General features: G+C 64.5%; 10 protein-coding genes and 1 CRISPR repeat array. Of the genes, 4 read left to right on the top strand and 6 right to left on the bottom strand.

Annotated features, from left to right (window positions below; translation table 11 throughout):
- The first annotated feature begins 146 nt into the window (after positions 1-146).
- A complete protein-coding gene (locus QZX93_RS06115) occupies positions 147-1,535 on the top strand; it encodes a C1 family peptidase (protein WP_295393100.1) in 1,389 nt (462 codons plus the stop codon).
- Positions 1,536-1,611: 76 nt separating this feature from the next.
- On the opposite strand, the gene QZX93_RS06110 is transcribed toward QZX93_RS06115, so the two are convergent.
- From QZX93_RS06110 to QZX93_RS06095, 4 genes are all read right to left on the bottom strand, one after another.
- A complete protein-coding gene (locus QZX93_RS06110; protein WP_295393099.1) occupies positions 1,612-2,601 on the bottom strand; it encodes a 2OG-Fe(II) oxygenase in 990 nt (329 codons plus the stop codon).
- A 93-nt stretch (positions 2,602-2,694) separates the two neighbouring features.
- Positions 2,695-4,263: a hypothetical protein gene (locus tag QZX93_RS06105; protein ID WP_295393098.1), complete on the bottom strand. Its 1,569-nt coding sequence runs from the start codon at positions 4,261-4,263 to the stop codon at positions 2,695-2,697.
- A gap of 45 nt (positions 4,264-4,308) precedes the next feature.
- Positions 4,309-5,010 carry a hypothetical protein gene (locus tag QZX93_RS06100; protein ID WP_295393097.1) on the bottom strand — a complete coding sequence of 234 codons (702 nt, stop codon included), beginning with the start codon at positions 5,008-5,010 and terminating at the stop codon, positions 4,309-4,311.
- Complete coding sequence (locus QZX93_RS06095; protein ID WP_295393096.1) at positions 5,007-5,657, bottom strand: hypothetical protein; 651 nt, start codon at positions 5,655-5,657, stop codon at positions 5,007-5,009. The genes QZX93_RS06100 and QZX93_RS06095 overlap by 4 nt, the downstream gene beginning before the upstream one ends.
- A gap of 19 nt (positions 5,658-5,676) precedes the next feature.
- On the opposite strand from QZX93_RS06095, the gene QZX93_RS06090 reads away from it, so the two are divergent.
- Positions 5,677-5,925, top strand: a complete 249-nt coding sequence (locus tag QZX93_RS06090; RefSeq protein WP_295393095.1) for a hypothetical protein — start codon at positions 5,677-5,679, stop codon at positions 5,923-5,925.
- A gap of 28 nt (positions 5,926-5,953) precedes the next feature.
- Positions 5,954-10,039, top strand: a complete 4,086-nt coding sequence (locus QZX93_RS06085) for a translocation/assembly module TamB domain-containing protein (protein ID WP_295393094.1) — start codon at positions 5,954-5,956, stop codon at positions 10,037-10,039.
- A gap of 15 nt (positions 10,040-10,054) precedes the next feature.
- Here QZX93_RS06085 and nadA read toward each other — a convergent pair whose 3' ends face one another.
- Complete coding sequence (gene nadA / locus QZX93_RS06080; protein WP_295393093.1) at positions 10,055-11,101, bottom strand: quinolinate synthase NadA; 1,047 nt, start codon at positions 11,099-11,101, stop codon at positions 10,055-10,057.
- A gap of 227 nt (positions 11,102-11,328) precedes the next feature.
- Here nadA and QZX93_RS06075 point away from each other — a divergent pair, with 227 nt between their 5' ends.
- A complete protein-coding gene (locus tag QZX93_RS06075) occupies positions 11,329-11,628 on the top strand; it encodes a hypothetical protein (RefSeq protein WP_295393092.1) in 300 nt (99 codons plus the stop codon).
- Positions 11,629-12,137: 509 nt separating this feature from the next.
- Here the strand turns inward: QZX93_RS06075 and QZX93_RS06070 are convergent.
- On the bottom strand, positions 12,138-12,758 hold the full coding sequence (locus QZX93_RS06070) for a hypothetical protein (RefSeq protein WP_295393091.1): 621 nt from the start codon (positions 12,756-12,758) through the stop codon (positions 12,138-12,140).
- 647 nt (positions 12,759-13,405) lie between these two features.
- A CRISPR array of direct repeats spans positions 13,406-14,108; the repeat unit is 29 nt; unit sequence CGGTTCATCCCCGCGGGCGCGGGGAACGC.
- Between the last annotated feature and the right edge of the window lie 1,014 nt (positions 14,109-15,122).

The following is a 15,122-nucleotide window of genomic DNA, read 5'->3' as shown; positions in this document are numbered from 1 at the left end:
CACCAAGTCTCCTCGCGGGTGATGGTGCGGCTGAGGTAAAGAGCCTGATCTTATTTGCGTTTTTTGCGTTCATTTGCGGACAATGATTCTTTCCAGGATTACCGGCCCAGCGCCGCACCTTTCCCTATAGACGAGGCCTCATCGCGATGGGAATCTTATCCGAGATGTTCAAACTGGTGGCGGCCGATGGCGCAGAGCGCGTCATCAAGGGCTACCAACGCTCCCAGCCCAAGGCCGGAATCCAGACCTACAACAAGCACAGCGCCGGGCTGAGTACCCTGCCGGCCAAGGTGGACCTGCGGCCGCAGATGACCAGCGTCGAGGATCAGGGCCAGACCAATAGCTGTACCGCCAACGCCACGGCCGGCGCCTTCGAGTATCTATTCAAGCGCCATCAGGGTGTCGCGCAGGACGTCAGCCGGCTCTATATCTATTACAATGCGCGCTATGTTGCGGACCCGGATGAGATCGACGATGAAGGCGCGACTATCTCGGATGTGATCGATGGGCTCAAACAATACGGGGCCTGTACCGAGACGACCTGGGTCTTCGACGAGTCGGCAGTCAATACTGAGCCGGAAGCGGATGCCTATGACGAAGGCGCCTGCTTCGTGGTCGAAAACGCCCGGCTCGTGCCGGTCGAACTCGCGGCATGGAAGACCGCCCTGGCCGCCGGCAATCCGATCATTTTCGGGCTCGAGCTCTTCGATTCATTCGACAAACACCGCAAGCCCGGCCTGGTGCCCACACCGTCCGGGGCCGAGGTGGCACGGGGGACCCACGCCGGCCATGCGATGCTCTGCGTGGGTTATTCCGATCCCGATGAGGTCTTTATCGTACGCAATTCCTGGGGGACGGCGTGGGGCGATCAGGGCTACTGCTATATCCCCTATCGCTACCTGATGAGCCCGGAATACAACGATGGCGATTGCTGGATCATCGAGCGGGTCGACGAATTGCCACGGGACGAGGCGACCTGGAGCGACGACGATGAGTCCGTGCTCGAGGAGGCGGCGCACGCGCTCGCGGCGATGGATGAGGAAACCTACGGGAACTTCCTCGAGGCGATGGGCCAGTGCCCGTTCGAGCAGCGGCTGGCGCTGATCTTCCTCACCGCGGTCGGTGCGGACGGTGAGGTAAGCGACGATGAACTGGAGGTGGTCAAGCAATACCTGGAGCCAGTGATCGAGTTCACCGGCGGTAACCGCAATGCCGCCGGCATCCTCAAGCAGGCGCGGCGCCTGCTTGCTGACGAGGACCTGCTGGATGAGTCCATCGATCTGATCTGGGAATGGTTCGACTACGACGTACTCGCGGGTATCGCTCACCAGATCGAGGAGGCCGCCGCGGCCGATGGACTCGAGCGGGCCGAGCGCAAATTCATCGACTCACTCATTGAGCGCTGGCAGGCCCCGGCGGACAGTGAAGAGACCGATGAGGATGAGGATGAGGATGATGATGATGATGAGGAGGAGGAGGAGGAGGAGGACGAAGAAGAGGACGACGAGGATGAGGACGAAGACGACAAGAAATAGTCCGCTGCCCCCGCTAGTTCTGCAACCGGAGGTCGAGGCTTTAGCCGGTGGCGGCTCCTGACATATCCAATAGATATCAGTGGCGCCTGCGGGCCGGACCGGCTAAAGCCTCGACCTCCATTGGCCGGAGTCCCGGGAATGCGATCTGACTAAAGGCCGCGAGCGGCGACCGATGGGTCGCTGGGGGCGCCGCCAGCGCGAGGCTCAATCGTTGCCATTGTGTCAGATCGAAGTCCTCGACATAGAGTTGTGCGGCCCACTGGGCCAGGGCAATCGCCACCCCGTCGGCGCAGTCCGTGGCCGGTGCTGCCTGGAGACCCGTCGCAGCCCGATAGCCGCCGCGTATGACCGCTTCCGGCAGGCCCCAGCGCTGGAGTGCGGTGGCGACGGCCAGCGCCCGGTAGGTCTGCTCTTCGGGGAGTGATTCTTCGGCCGCAACGCGATCCGGGTCCAATAGCCCTGGGAGTGCGCCGAACTGCATTGCGGCGAACAAGGTCTTTACCGCGTCCGCCAGTTCCTGGGAATTGCCTGCATGCCAGAAATTGAATACGAAGGTCCGTCGTGGCCGCGTCGTTTCAGTTACCGAGTGGTAGGAGCCCTGGTGCATGCCGAAGCCGAATGCGCTATTGAACCGCGGGGGCGCACTGGCACAGACCCGGGTGCCGGCCTCGTCATCATGCGCCTGTAGGAGACCGCCATCCGCCGGCTGCCAACCGCGATTGAATTGCACCACGAGCCGGGCGGCCTCCCATCCCACCAAGGGCCGGTCGGTGTGGACGCCGATGCGCGCACCGGGCGCCATGGTCTGCGCGGTGGCGGCGATCCGGTCGGTGAGCGGCAGGCCGGTCAGGGTCCGCATGCGCCGCGCCAGTGCGGCGAGAAACTCCGGGGCCAAGCGGTCGGTCGCGTCGCAATTGCGGACCTCGTAGAACGAGCCCCCATGCGCCAGCCAGGGCAGGTCCTGCTCGAAAATCCCCTCCAGATGGGCGCAGTCTATCGTGGAAAAGGCCGGCTCGACGCTGAAGAAGGGGTAGGGGTGTTCATGATGGATGGGATTGGCGAGCAAGGAACTCTCTTCATAGGGCGTTGTTAAGTCAAATGCAGCAAGCAGGCGCCGCGGACAGCCGATGGTGAGACGGCTATCCGCGGCCGTACCCTTTCAAGTCGGGTCAACCAAGCCCTTGGCGATCATTCGCAAGGCCGTCATGCTTGGCACAAAGAAATAGTCTCCGCCACGCGTTTCCACCAGCCGCGGAATCTTGGACAGAAAATACGGTGGGTCGTCGCCGTTCGGGTCCACCTGGATCACGGCCTTGCTGGCGAAGCGTTCGTCCGCGCTGTGGTTGCCCAGCAGAATCTCCTTGTCGTTGGCGGCCTTGAAGTCGTTTCCGTAGTTGATCCACTGCTGCTGCACAAACTCGAACTGGCGGTTGATGTCGACGTTCAATATCATGATGATGATACCATGATTACCATCGTCGCGGGTGGGGTCCTTGACCTCACCGTAGGGTAGGCCGCGGCGTAGGATGCGGCGCCGGTTGGTCAACGCACCGGGCGTGTCGAACGCGTCCTTGCTGACCTTCAATGAGCCGGGTACATCCGTTGGGTCGCGCGTGAACTCCAATGAGGCACGCGGGTTGATGCGCCGAATATGCGCGCTGAATGGGCAGCGGCCGCCGCTCATGTCATCGTCATAAGTGAAGCTGCTCAACAGCGCGTCCTGGCCTTGCGGGTCGGCGGCGGCCAGTTGGGCGTCGAACGCCGCCTTGCTGGCCTGGTCCGGCGCCTTGACCAGCGGTGCGCCGTTGTCGCGCCAGCGCCCCACAAACTTGGCCGCCAGCAGTTCCTTGCCGCCGGGGAAGTGCTTGGCGTGCTCGTCCAGATAGGCGTTGAAGGTGCCCACGTTCTCATGCAGCTTACGGTAGACCATATAGGTGCCGTTGCGCGACAGCAGGATGGGATTGGGGGCGGGGGGATACTCCTGCGCCTCGTCGATGTGGCCCAGCAGAAACTCGCCGACGGCCAGCGGCGCCCAACTGCCATCTGCCATTTGTTTGCCGCGCCCCAGCACCGACGCCGAACCGCGCGGCAGACCCTCGAACACCGGGTCGCCAATGCCGTCGGTGTAGCCGAAATGTTCTTTGGCCGAGGGCTGACCGTTCTCCATCACGGCCTGGCCGTCCTGGTAGTCCATGACCGCGTGGTTGTCGCCCAGATGGCCACTGAGCAAGACCACGCCGCCTTGCGTTGCCTCAATAACACCTTTCAACCACGCATAGCCGTCTTCCAGCAGGCCCTTAGTGTGTGCGTTGAGCGAGATAAAGACATGCACGTCTTGCTCGCGCGTTTCGCGGTTCTCACGCCAGATTGGGTCCCAGTACTGCGGCGAGCTGGGACCGTCATCGCCCAGAATGTCCTTGCGGCCCTTCATTCCCGCGACGAACTCGGGCGAGAAGCCGATCAGCGAGGTCCTGGGCAGTTCCAGTTCCTTCAAGCCTTGGTAGGTGAAGGCAATATTGACCGTCCAGTCGGGTTGCGGGACCTGGTCCGGGCCCGGACCCCAATTGGCGGAGGTGGTTACCCGCCCGGTCACCGCGCCGACAAATGCGCGGCCTTTGGCCGAGTCTCTCAGGTTCAAGAAGACATAGCGCGCCACCGGGTAGCGAAAGCGTCCGTATACCCGCAGCACATTGCCCTGAATATCGAGCAGATCCAGTTCTTTGGTCACGATCATTGACTCCTGACGGGTGGTTGACTGAGCCGCGATGCGCCGCTATAGCCGGTACTGGCCGGGCTCCCAGGTCGGGCCGCTCAGATTGGTTGGCGCCACGCGCGCGATGAAGGCTTGGTAGTTTGCCCTCAAGACGGCCGCCTCCAACCCCTGATTCGCGACCGCAAACCTGGCGAATTCCTGCTTGAGATAGAGCGCCTTCAACTGCGCCGGCAGCGGTTCGTCGTTGGCGCCGACAAAGAACAGCGTGACAGGCAGTTGGCACTTTTTCATGTAGCTGACAAAGGTGGCGGCATCGCGTACCTGATCGAAGCCGTAGCAATAGCCCCATAGGTCCTTGATGTGCTCGCCGATGGCATTCCACATGCCGCGCAGGTAGCCGTCCACATCGCCCTGAGGGCCGCCATAAAAATTGCTGGAAAACACCAGATACCGCGATTTCAGGCGATCCTCTTTGGGCAAGATGCGGCGACGCACCCCGTCCGGGACCACCGGCAGCACATCGGCAAAGGTGTCCATCACGCTGGCGCCGGGCAGCGACTCGGTGTACACATCGTCCAACACAAAGAAGCGGCACAAATAGGTCTGGGGCACCTGCGTCATGGGGCTGTTGGGTAACAGGTTCCAGCTCTCCAACAGGTCTCTGACCTTGTCCGCATATTCGATTTCCTCGCCCTTCACCACGCCCGTCCTGATCGGGGAGAGGATGGTCAAGGCGTACGCATTACCGCTGATATTGGTCATGATTGCTGCACTCGATCGGCTGTAAGGGCGCTCAACTGACTGGCGTGCCACCGTGTGCGTTTTTCCACCTGGTAGGCCGCCATGCTGACGATGGGTGTGGGATACATGTCGCCCAGGTCGTGCTGCAAACCGCGCAACAGTGTGTGATAGCGTTTGATAAATTCGGCGTCGGTCCCTTGGTCCGCGGTCTGGTCGAAGGCGATCAATGCGTCCCTCACCGCGCTGGCACTCTTCACGTCGTTGGAGGTGGCTAGCGGATAGCCGTTGTAGTAGTGCAGGGTTTCGATCTGGTTGTACTGGATGTATTTGTGGAACGGCGTGAGCGCCACGGATTTCGGGTAGCGGATATTCCACTTCCAAAACATATCAAGCCCGGAGGGGATGGCAAAGGTGAATGAGTCGACATACTGGTCCCAACTGCCGTTGAAATTGCTGAAGAACAGCATGTAGCAGTAGCTCAAGTCTTCCTTCGGCTGCTCCGGCGCCAGGTGCGGAAATTGGTTCTTCCCGATGATGACCCAGCGCGCATAATGGATCAGCGACAGCGTGATCAGGCCTTTCAAGGTGCTGGGAAGCTTGAGGGCCGCCCAGAAGATGACCTTATTGACCCAGACCAAATAGGGTCGTACGGGTGTGATCACATTCATTGCATAGGCTTTGCCGGCTATGTTTGACATCGACATCCCCGAGAAGTTGATTGATTTGGTCGAATATGGAACGGCGCCGTGGGTTGTCAAGCCCGAAATACCCGTAAAGTTTTCAAGTAAAATTCCGAGAGGGCGTTGCCCTGGGTTGGTATGTCGCGCCCCTTCGGGGCTTGTGCGGGTCGCAAAACAAGGTCATCTGTTATCCTTTATTCCGACGAGCGGCTCCGGCTTGCCGACCGGCCCCGCCGCACGCATCCGCTGCAACTGACTCTTGATCACTGACCACGGCGCCACCGATGACCCAGGACACTGAGGAACCCGTCGACTCAGCCCCACCGCCGGCCGAAGCGGCGGCGGCCGACACCGCCACCCCGCCCGGTCGGCGCCGTCGCCATCCAGTTATCCGCGTCCTGCGGTGGCTCGGCCTGTTCACCTTTGAATTGCTGTTGCTGGCGGTCGTGCTGCTGGGGTTCTTCCTCGGCACCCAGACCGGACTGCGCACGGCGTTGGCGCTGGCGGCGGAGCTGGCCCCCGGGGTAATCGAGGTGGGCCAGGCGGATGGGCGGGTCCTGGGACCGCTGCATCTGGAGTCCGTGGCGATCAAGTTGGTCGACATGGACCTGCACCTGGGCCGCGTGGACCTTGATTGGTCGCCGCTGGCCGCAGTCACCGGGACATTGCGCATCGCGCGGATCGCGGCCAGCGATATCGAGGTGGTGACGACCCCCAGCCAGGCCGCCGAGTTCACCCTCATCACCTTGCCGCAGATCGCGCTACCCCTGGAGGTCGAGCTCGGGGAGGCGGTGGTGGAGAACCTGCGCGTGCTGCAACGCGGGGCCGCGCAGCCACTGTTCGTGTTGGAGCGGGGCACCCTGGCGGCGCGATTGAAGGGCAGCGAACTCGACGTGGCGGCACTGGAGTTGGTCCTGCCGGAGTCGCGGCTGACGGCCAAGGTGGTGGGCCAGGCCCAACTGACTGACCAATATCCGCTGGACCTGACGCTGGACTGGACCCTGACGCAATTGCCGAAGGTTCGGATAGACGGCGGGGGACACCTTAAAGGGGACCTGGCCCGGCTTACCGTCGCGTCCGACCTGACCGGCTCGGTCGAGCTCGGGTTGGCGGCCCATCTCGATGACATACTGGGGCGCCCGCGCTGGGACGCGGTGGTGCAGGTCAAAGGGGTACGGGTGCCGGACTTTCAGGCGGACGCACCGGAGATCGCGGTGCGCGGGCGGCTCGAGACCCATGGCGATCTCGACGCGTCCACCCTCACCGGCAACCTGGACGGTACGGCCCCGAACCGCGCGGACTTCGGCCACCTCCAGGTGGCCCTGGATGCCGGCTGGCAGGACCAGCGGCTCGATTTGCGTACCCTGACCTTGACCGAGTCGGTCTCCGGGGCGCGGTTCAATGCCAAGGGCGGTCTCGACCTCAAGGCCAGCCCCGGCACCTTCCAGATGGCGGGCGACTGGGAGCGGCTGCGTTGGCCGCTAACCGGCGACCTGGTCGCCACGGCACCCCAGGGGCGGTTCGACGCCTCCGGGACCTTCGATGCCTATGACTATAACCTTGCATGGGCGGTGGCGGGTCCCGCCTTTCCGACGGTTGACCTGACGCTGAAGGGCCAGGGGGATGCCAAGGGGACGCGGATCGCGGCGCTGAAGCTGGTTACCCTGGATGGGGCCGTGGAGGCGTCCGGGGCGCTCAACTGGGCGCCGGACCTGGCCTGGGACTTCAAGGTGCGGGGCCAGGACCTGAACCCGGCCAACCTCGCGCCCGGCGTGACCGATCGGATCTTTCTCAAGCTGGACACCAAGGGAGGGCTCGCCGGCTTCGGCTATGACCTGATGCTGAGTTCTCAGGGGCCCGGCCTGCCCCCGGCCCGGCTGGCGGTGGGAGGGAAGGGCGATGCGCAGGGGACCGACGTCCAGTCGCTGCGTCTGGATATCTTCAAGGGCCGGATCGAGGGGCGCGGCCGCGCGACTTGGGCACCAACGGTGACTTGGGAGACGGACCTGACAGCGACCGGTCTCGACCCCGGGTCCTATGCACCCGCTTGGCCGGGCCGGATCGACGGTCGCGTGACGAGCCGCGGCACCCTGGAGGCTAAGGGACCGAATCTGACCGCGGTGCTTGCGGGTTTGCAGGGCACCCTGCGCGGCTATCCCATCGCCGCCGCCGGCCAAGTCCGGATGGCGGAGGGGACGATCCGGATCGAGGGGTTCAACGCCTCCTCCGGCCCCAGCACCGCGCGGGTGGATGGCGTGATCGCCGAGCGACTGGATGTGCGCTTTGACCTGGCCTCGCCGAACCTCGCAAGTCTCTTGCCGGGGGCCAAGGGGAGCTTCCAGGCCAAGGGCCAGGTGCAAGGGGCGGTCAAGGCGCCGAGCTTGAGCCTGGAGCTCAAGGCCAAGGACGCGGAGTTCAACGGCCAGGGGATCGCTGACTTGAGCGGCTCGCTGAACCTGGCGCTCGGCCCCAGTGGACCCTTGCGGATCCAATTGGACGGCCAGGGGTTGGCGGCCGGGGGTCTGCGCTGGGACCGGTTGCAGGTGCGCGGCGATGGCAGCCTGCCGAGCCATCGTCTTAGCGTTGCGGCCACCGGCCAACCGCTGACGATCCGCCTGGAGGCGACCGGCGGGCTCAAGGAGACGGTCTATCAGGGGAGTCTGAGCCGGCTGGAACTGGACAGCCAGTCCTATGGCAACTGGCGTCTCCAGAAGCCGATGCCGGTGCGCCTGGCGGGAGCCCAGATGGCGGCTGGCCCCTTGTGTCTGCGCGACGGCCAGGGCTCCGGTGGCTGTGTCGGCTTTGAGCAGACGCAGGCCGGTCAGTGGTCGGCGAACATCGATCTTGACCCACTGCGGGCCGAGTTGGTCCAGGGGCTGCTGCCGCCGACGCTGGCCGCGCAGGGCAGCGCCCGGGTCAAGGGGCGCTTTGCGGCCAAGGGTCCAGTGCTCACCGGCCGCCTGGTGGCCGAGGTCCCGCAGGGACTGCTGCGGCTCGCGATGGCCGGCGGCCGCTCCGAAGACCTGGATTTTTCGCGCACCCGTCTCACCGTGGACGCGGGCGCCCGGGGGCTCGGGGCCCGGCTCGACCTGCCGCTCGCCGGCCTGGGCCAACTCGGCGGCACGGTGGACCTGCCGGGCTGGCGGCTGGACGCCCCGGCGCGCCCGAATCAGCCGCTGGGCGGCCGGGTCCAGGGGAACATCGGCGGGCTCGCGCGGATCGCCAACCTGGTACCGGACCTGACCGGGGTAACTGGCACCCTGGCACTCGACTTCGCCCTCGGCGGCACCCTGGGTCGGCCCGGCGTCAAGGGCCGGGGCAGTCTGCACGGCTTCGGCGCCGAGCTGCCATTGACCGGGACCAAGATCGCCAACCTGGACGTGACGGTCATCGCGCCGAACCTGGAGCACCTGACCATCCAGGGCCAGGGTGGCATCGGCGGGCGTCCACTCACGCTGACCGGCGAGGCCCACACCGCCGCCAGTGGCGTGAGCGGCCAGCTAAAGATCACGGGCAACCGGCTCAGGGTGGCCGATACCAAAGAATATTTTGTCCTGGTCTCGCCCGCCATCGAGGTCAACCTGAGCCCGACGGGCGCCGAGGTGCGGGGCGAGATCGCCGTCCCTGAGGCGCGCATCCGGCCGCGTAAGATCCCGGCGGGGACCCTCACGCCCTCCCCGGACGTGGTATTGGTCGACCAGGCCGGGGCCGGCAAGCCCCCCTTTCCGCTGGATCTCAACCTGCGCCTGGTCTTGGGCGACAACGTGACCATCGACGCCTTCGGGGTGCGCGGGCGGCTGGTCGGCGACCTGCGGGTCCTCCAGGCCCCAGGCCAGGAGATGTTGGGCGACGGTCAACTAGGGATCGTGGACGGGAGTTACCGGTTCTCCCCCGGGGCCGCACTGGGCACCGACCTGATCCCGCTGTTGAGCGGCTTGGGCGCCGATCTGGGCGTGCCGCTCACCATCACCCAGGGGCGGCTGGTCTATGCCAAGAGCCCCATCGGCAACCCCGGGCTCCTGCTGATGGCCCAGCGCGAGAGCGGTAGCCTCACGGCCGGGGTCCGGGTGGTCGGGACCCTGCGTCGCTCCAAACTTGCCTTCTTCTCCGACAGCGACCCGGGGATGAATCAGGCAGACATCACCAAATATCTGTTGACCGGGGTCGCACCCAGCGGTGACGCGGGGGGGGGGCAATCACTCTCGGTGGGGACCTATGTGGCGCCCAAGATCTATATGGAATATGTGAGCGGCATCGGCGACAGCAAAGACTCGGTCAAGTTGCGCTATGACTTGAGCCACAGCATCGAACTCCAGACCGAGACCGGCGATACCCCCGGCGGGGATATTTTCTATAAATTCGAGCGCTGACCGGTGGGAGCGGTCTCAGCCCCGCGTGGCCTGCGCGCGCGCAAAATCCAGCATGCGTTGGATCGGCAGCACGGCACGCTGGCGCACCGATTCTTCGATATGCACCTCCTGATCCTGTCGGAGCAACACCTGCTCCAGACTTTGCAGCGCATTCATGGCCATCCAGGGGCAGTGGGCGCAGCTCTCGCAGGTTGCGCCCTCGCCGGCGGTGGGGGCCGCGATCAGGGTCTTGTGGGGGGCGAGCTGGTGCATCTTCCAGAAGATGCCCGCGTCGGTGGCGACGATGAATTCCTGGTTAGGCAGGTCGACCACGGCCCGGATCAACTGGGTAGTGGAGCCCACCACGTCGGCCTGATCGACCACCGCATCCGGGGCCTCCGGGTGGACCAACACCGCCGCCGTGGGGTGCAACCGGCGCACCCGCTCCAGGGCGAATGACTTAAACTCCTCGTGGACGACACAGGCGCCGTCCCACAGCAGCATGTCCGCCCCGGTCATGCGCTCGACGTAGTGCCCCAGATGCTTGTCCGGCGCCCACAGGATTTTTTCGCCCTGCGCTTTCAGGTGTTTGACGATCGGCAGCGCGATGCTGGAGGTGACCACCCAGTCGGCGCGGGCCTTTACCTGGGCGCTGGTGTTGGCATAGACCACTACCGTGTGGTCCGGGTGGGCGTCGCAGAATGCACTGAAGCGGTCCGCCGGACACCCCTCGTCCAAGGAGCAGGTGGCCTTGAGATCGGGCATCAGCACGCGTTTTTCGGGGTTCAGGATCTTCGCCGTCTCGCCCATAAAGCGCACCCCGCACACCACCAGGGTGCGGGCGTCGCTCGCCGCGCCGAAGCGGGCCATCTCCAGCGAATCGGCCACGCAGCCGCCGGTCTCCTCGGCCAGGGACTGGAGGTCGGCGTCGGTGTAATAGTGGGCGACCAGGACCGCCTGCTGTTCGGCCAGCAGCGCCTTGATTCGCGTCGTCAACTGCGCCTTTGCGTCCGCGGTCAAGGCCGGCCACTGCGGGTGGGGCGGGACCTGGACCTGGGGGGTGGGTGTGGGGGAGGTGCTCATGTTCGTGCTCCGTGTGTGCCGGGGTGCCGGTATTGGTATCTGCACATTATGCACCGATATTAGGGTACGACTCAGCCCCTAGCCGGGGGGGCTATCCCGACCGTCAGCGGTTCGGGCCGCGGGGCGATCGACCGCCGACCCGGCGTGGGCGGATATAATGGGCCCCCGGCCGCGGCGCGGCCTTGGGTGTCCCGATCCGCATTTCTATCTTAAGAGGAGCTAAGATCATGCTGACTAAAGAAGAATATCTGGCGAAGATGAAGGCCCAGCTCGACGAGTGGCAGGTCGACCTGGAGGCCCTGGGCAGCAAGGCGTCGGAGGCCTCGGAAGAGGCCAAGGTCAAGGTCCAGGAGCAGATTACCGAGCTGCGCGCCAAGTGGGACGAGGGCCACGCGCGGCGCGAGGAGATCAAGAACGAAGCCGACGAGAAGTGGGAGGAGCTCAAAGACGAGGCCGAGGTGAAGTGGGAGGAACTCAAGGTTGGCGTCAAAGACTCCATCGAGCGGGTCAAGTCCTACTTTAGTTGATCGTTGCGGCCTGCGGCTAGCGTGCCCGACTCTCGTGACACCGCTCGGGCGGTGTCACGCCTGTGTCCGGCGCTCCGCGCCGGGAGCGTATGATCAAGGCCCCACGGGGCCTTGATCGTCATTCCGGCCAGCGACCACCTTCTGGAGTCCAAGGCTTCAGCCTTGGCCCTGTCTAGGTCATGGCAATTTAAGCAGACATGCTTGGCCGTGAGCGCCGGGTTGACATTGGCCCGCAGATATTTTGCGCAGTCCGCTGGGCTGATCACCATCAGTTCTTGAGTCGGATTGCAATTCAACTCCGTAAACGAAGGGCTATTGCAATTCACGCCTGTTCGCGAGTTGCCCAACTGCGGCAGACTGGCGCATGAACCTCGATCGTTCGCGTCGCAAGGCTCAATGCCTAGCGACTGGATTAAAGCGGCGCGCGTGAAACAAAGGGTAATGACCCGATGCCCGAGCCATTACCCTATTCTGATTGACTGGCGATGCAAGCGATCAATCACCTGCTTCTAGGGCGCACAATTGATCACGAGGTCATCGCTGAATATGCCGACTTGTTTGTCCTTCAGCATATATACCGCGGTATAGCGGCGCAGCTCGGGCTTGCCGACCTGGAGCAAGGGCCGTTGATCGATGTAAGGCGAGGCGACGGCCCGGCCCATCAAGACCCAATCGGGATCGCCTTCGCGTTGGCCATAGATATTGATGCCGTCGCTCTTATACAGGGTGAAGGTCAAGCTGACCACACCCCCGGTCTGATCGACCCCGGCCAAGTCCGGTTTGGCGGTAGCGAGATCGACAGTGTATTCAGGCCCTTCGATCCCGAGTGCATCACCCTGCTTCTTGGTATAGCCGCGATGCGACTTGATTTGCCGGACCAGTCTGCGCAGCTCCGCCTCAAGCTGGTGACGAGTCTCATTCTTGTCGGTCGTCGCCTCTTTGGCCGCGGCGGCGGCATCGCTGGCATGGTCGATCTTGGCCTGAAACGCATCGCTCAATCCACTCACGATGGCCAAATCTTCCGGCGTCGCACCGAAAACCGCCACCTCAGGCGCCAGTCTTGAGACAAAATGGCGGGTAAAGACCGTCAGATCATGATCTGCATTGGGAACAAAATCGGATTTTGCCATGATGGCGTTCCTCCTGACAGACTGTGCTGGGACACTGCGGCGCTCCCTCGCCCCTGTCGGGGATCGCGGCGGGCCGTCCGGCCTTGGCGGCGCACCATTCCAGAACCGGGCCGTCTCCTTCCAAGGCGCACTGGTGTCATTCTAAGGCTCACTGGCGCCAGTGGAACACTCAGCCGTACCATTCCAGGACTCAGCCGCACGGTTGCAACGCAACACCGTGTGGACGCCGCCTAAGAACATAAAATACTTTGTCTTTTGGCCATACGGCTGAACCTTGGAATGGTGCGGCTGAGGCTTGGAATGGTACGGCGGGAGGACTCAGCCACACGGTTCCAACGTCCACTGGTCCCAGTGCGTCTTGCGTCAGTCCTCACCCGGTCTGCACCTGGACCGACGCGCCTCCCATTGGTCCGATTCCAGTCTCGCCTGGGCCCTGGCGGACCCCCGACGGTGCGGTTCCTGCGCTTTTCCCGCCAAGCTCAGGCTGGCCGATGGGGCGCCTTGCCACTTCAACCCCTCAAAGGCCTCTCAACTTGGTGCCTCCATGGCTGGCCTTAAGTGGGCTCGCCCATCGCGATACCTCAAGTATAGTTCAGAGTTGATTGTTGTGGAACAATAAAGCAATTCTCACTATATGCGGGTGCGGCATCGGCATCCCCGCGGGCGCGGGGAACACGGCCGCTGGCATTGTCAGGCGCCGGACGGTGTCGGTTCATCCCCGCGGGCGCGGGGAACGCGTTGGCTGAGGCGATGAACCGCCGGCAGATGGCCGGTTCATCCCCGCGGGCGCGGGGAACGCTCCCCCGTTTCGATTGGTATTGGTTTCGCTGTCGGTTCATCCCCGCGGGCGCGGGGAACGCAGACCCAAACACGCGACCGACGACGGTCGCCGACGGTTCATCCCCGCGGGCGCGGGGAACGCGTTCCTAAATTCCCGGAGATAAAATCCTATGACGGTTCATCCCCGCGGGCGCGGGGAACGCCCTCCAACCCCGTCGCCAACATCTCACACGCCCGGTTCATCCCCGCGGGCGCGGGGAACGCTGGCTCGCGCGCCAGCTACTCATCCGCTCCCACGGTTCATCCCCGCGGGCGCGGGGAACGCGCTCAGGGGGTTGCGCAACCGTTGCGCAACGCCGGTTCATCCCCGCCGGCGCGGGGAACGCGCCGCGATTGTCGGCCTTCACCTCGCGACCGTGCGGTTCATCCCCGCGGGCGCGGGGAACGCCCAGATGGCACGGGTCTTCCTTCTTCTGGCGACGGTTCATCCCCGCGGGCGCGGGGAACGCCTCCCCCCCCCGCCGGGTGTCAGGAACTGATTCGGTTCATCCCCGCGGGCGCGGGGAACGCTAAACAGATTCGGCATGTCGATGGCTACCTAAACCCGCCTATAGTTTGTGAATGACGTGGGTAATCGCCAACGAGGGTGGTGAAGAGCGGTCGGGTCGCTGGGGGACATAGGGAGGCTGGTAGCCGGGGGGAAGGGGGAGTATCTGGCCCTGCGGCGGCGTGGCTGCGGCTTTGCGCCGGGTCCGTCCCCGGCGGAGCGAAGCGCAGCCGGGGACGGACCCGGCGCAAAGCCGACGCGGCCCACGCGCCTGGTCGCAGACGGTGCCGCGCGGGCGAGCGGCAGCGCGCGGGAGGTGACAAGGGCCGCGCCATGGTCTACAGCATCAGTGCCGTTGAGACAGGTACGGCACTGGTCGCGACCGCCACAGTCTTACCCAGTGCCGTACCCCGGAGCGTGCGTGGCACGTACCGTGGGTAAGTATCGCCCGCTGGTGGGCGACGATCCAGGATTCATCGGCAGGGGTTGTCGATGCTGGACACTGCCCGGTTGTTCAACTGCGCCCATTGCGGTCGTCAGGTGGCGATCTGTCGCCACTGCGATCACGGCAATCGTTACTGCGACCGGGACTGTGCCCAGGCGGCGCGGCGGGCGTCGCGCCGTGCCGCCGGGGCGCGTTATCAAGGCGGCCGCCGCGGGCGCATGAAGCACGCCCAACGCCAGCGTCGCTACCGCAACCGGCGGCAGAAAGTGACGCATCAGGGTTCACTCGCCCCGCCCCTGGATGTTTCACTGCCCCCCGAGTCGCGTGCCTGGGCACCGCCCCCTGAGCCTGCTCCAACGCCTGCCCCTGAGGGTCTGCGCTGTCATTTCTGCGGGCGCAGGTGTTCGGCATTTGTCCGTCTGGGGTTCTTGCGCCAGCGCCGCGATGGGCCAGTAATGCAATGGCCACCCCGTGCGCGGGCGCAGAGCCCCTGAGTCCCGCGGGCGTGGCCCGGACGAGGAGTCGACCGTGACCATCTCCCAGGAACTCGAAGCAAAGATCCTGCGCTACTTCCATGTTGAGAAGTGGCCGG

Origin of the sequence: uncultured Thiodictyon sp. (assembly GCF_903946935.1) — a bacterium.
Classification (GTDB): Bacteria; Pseudomonadota; Gammaproteobacteria; order Chromatiales; family Chromatiaceae; genus Thiodictyon.
The sequence above is the reverse complement of the archived record's forward strand: the minus strand, read 5'-3'. Positions and strand labels throughout refer to the sequence as shown.

Excerpts from the sequence above, each read along its gene's own strand:
- QZX93_RS06115 (WP_295393100.1), top strand. The coding sequence starts at position 147 with ATGGGAATCTTATCCGAGATGTTCAAACTGGTGGCGGCCGATGGCGCA.
- QZX93_RS06100 (WP_295393097.1), bottom strand. The coding sequence starts at position 5,010 with ATGACCAATATCAGCGGTAATGCGTACGCCTTGACCATCCTCTCCCCG.
- QZX93_RS06095 (WP_295393096.1), bottom strand. The coding sequence starts at position 5,657 with ATGAATGTGATCACACCCGTACGACCCTATTTGGTCTGGGTCAATAAG.
- QZX93_RS06090 (WP_295393095.1), top strand. The coding sequence starts at position 5,677 with ATGTTTGACATCGACATCCCCGAGAAGTTGATTGATTTGGTCGAATAT.
- QZX93_RS06085 (WP_295393094.1), top strand. The coding sequence starts at position 5,954 with ATGACCCAGGACACTGAGGAACCCGTCGACTCAGCCCCACCGCCGGCC.
- nadA (WP_295393093.1), bottom strand. The coding sequence starts at position 11,101 with ATGAGCACCTCCCCCACACCCACCCCCCAGGTCCAGGTCCCGCCCCAC.
- QZX93_RS06075 (WP_295393092.1), top strand. The coding sequence starts at position 11,329 with ATGCTGACTAAAGAAGAATATCTGGCGAAGATGAAGGCCCAGCTCGAC.
- QZX93_RS06070 (WP_295393091.1), bottom strand. The coding sequence starts at position 12,758 with ATGGCAAAATCCGATTTTGTTCCCAATGCAGATCATGATCTGACGGTC.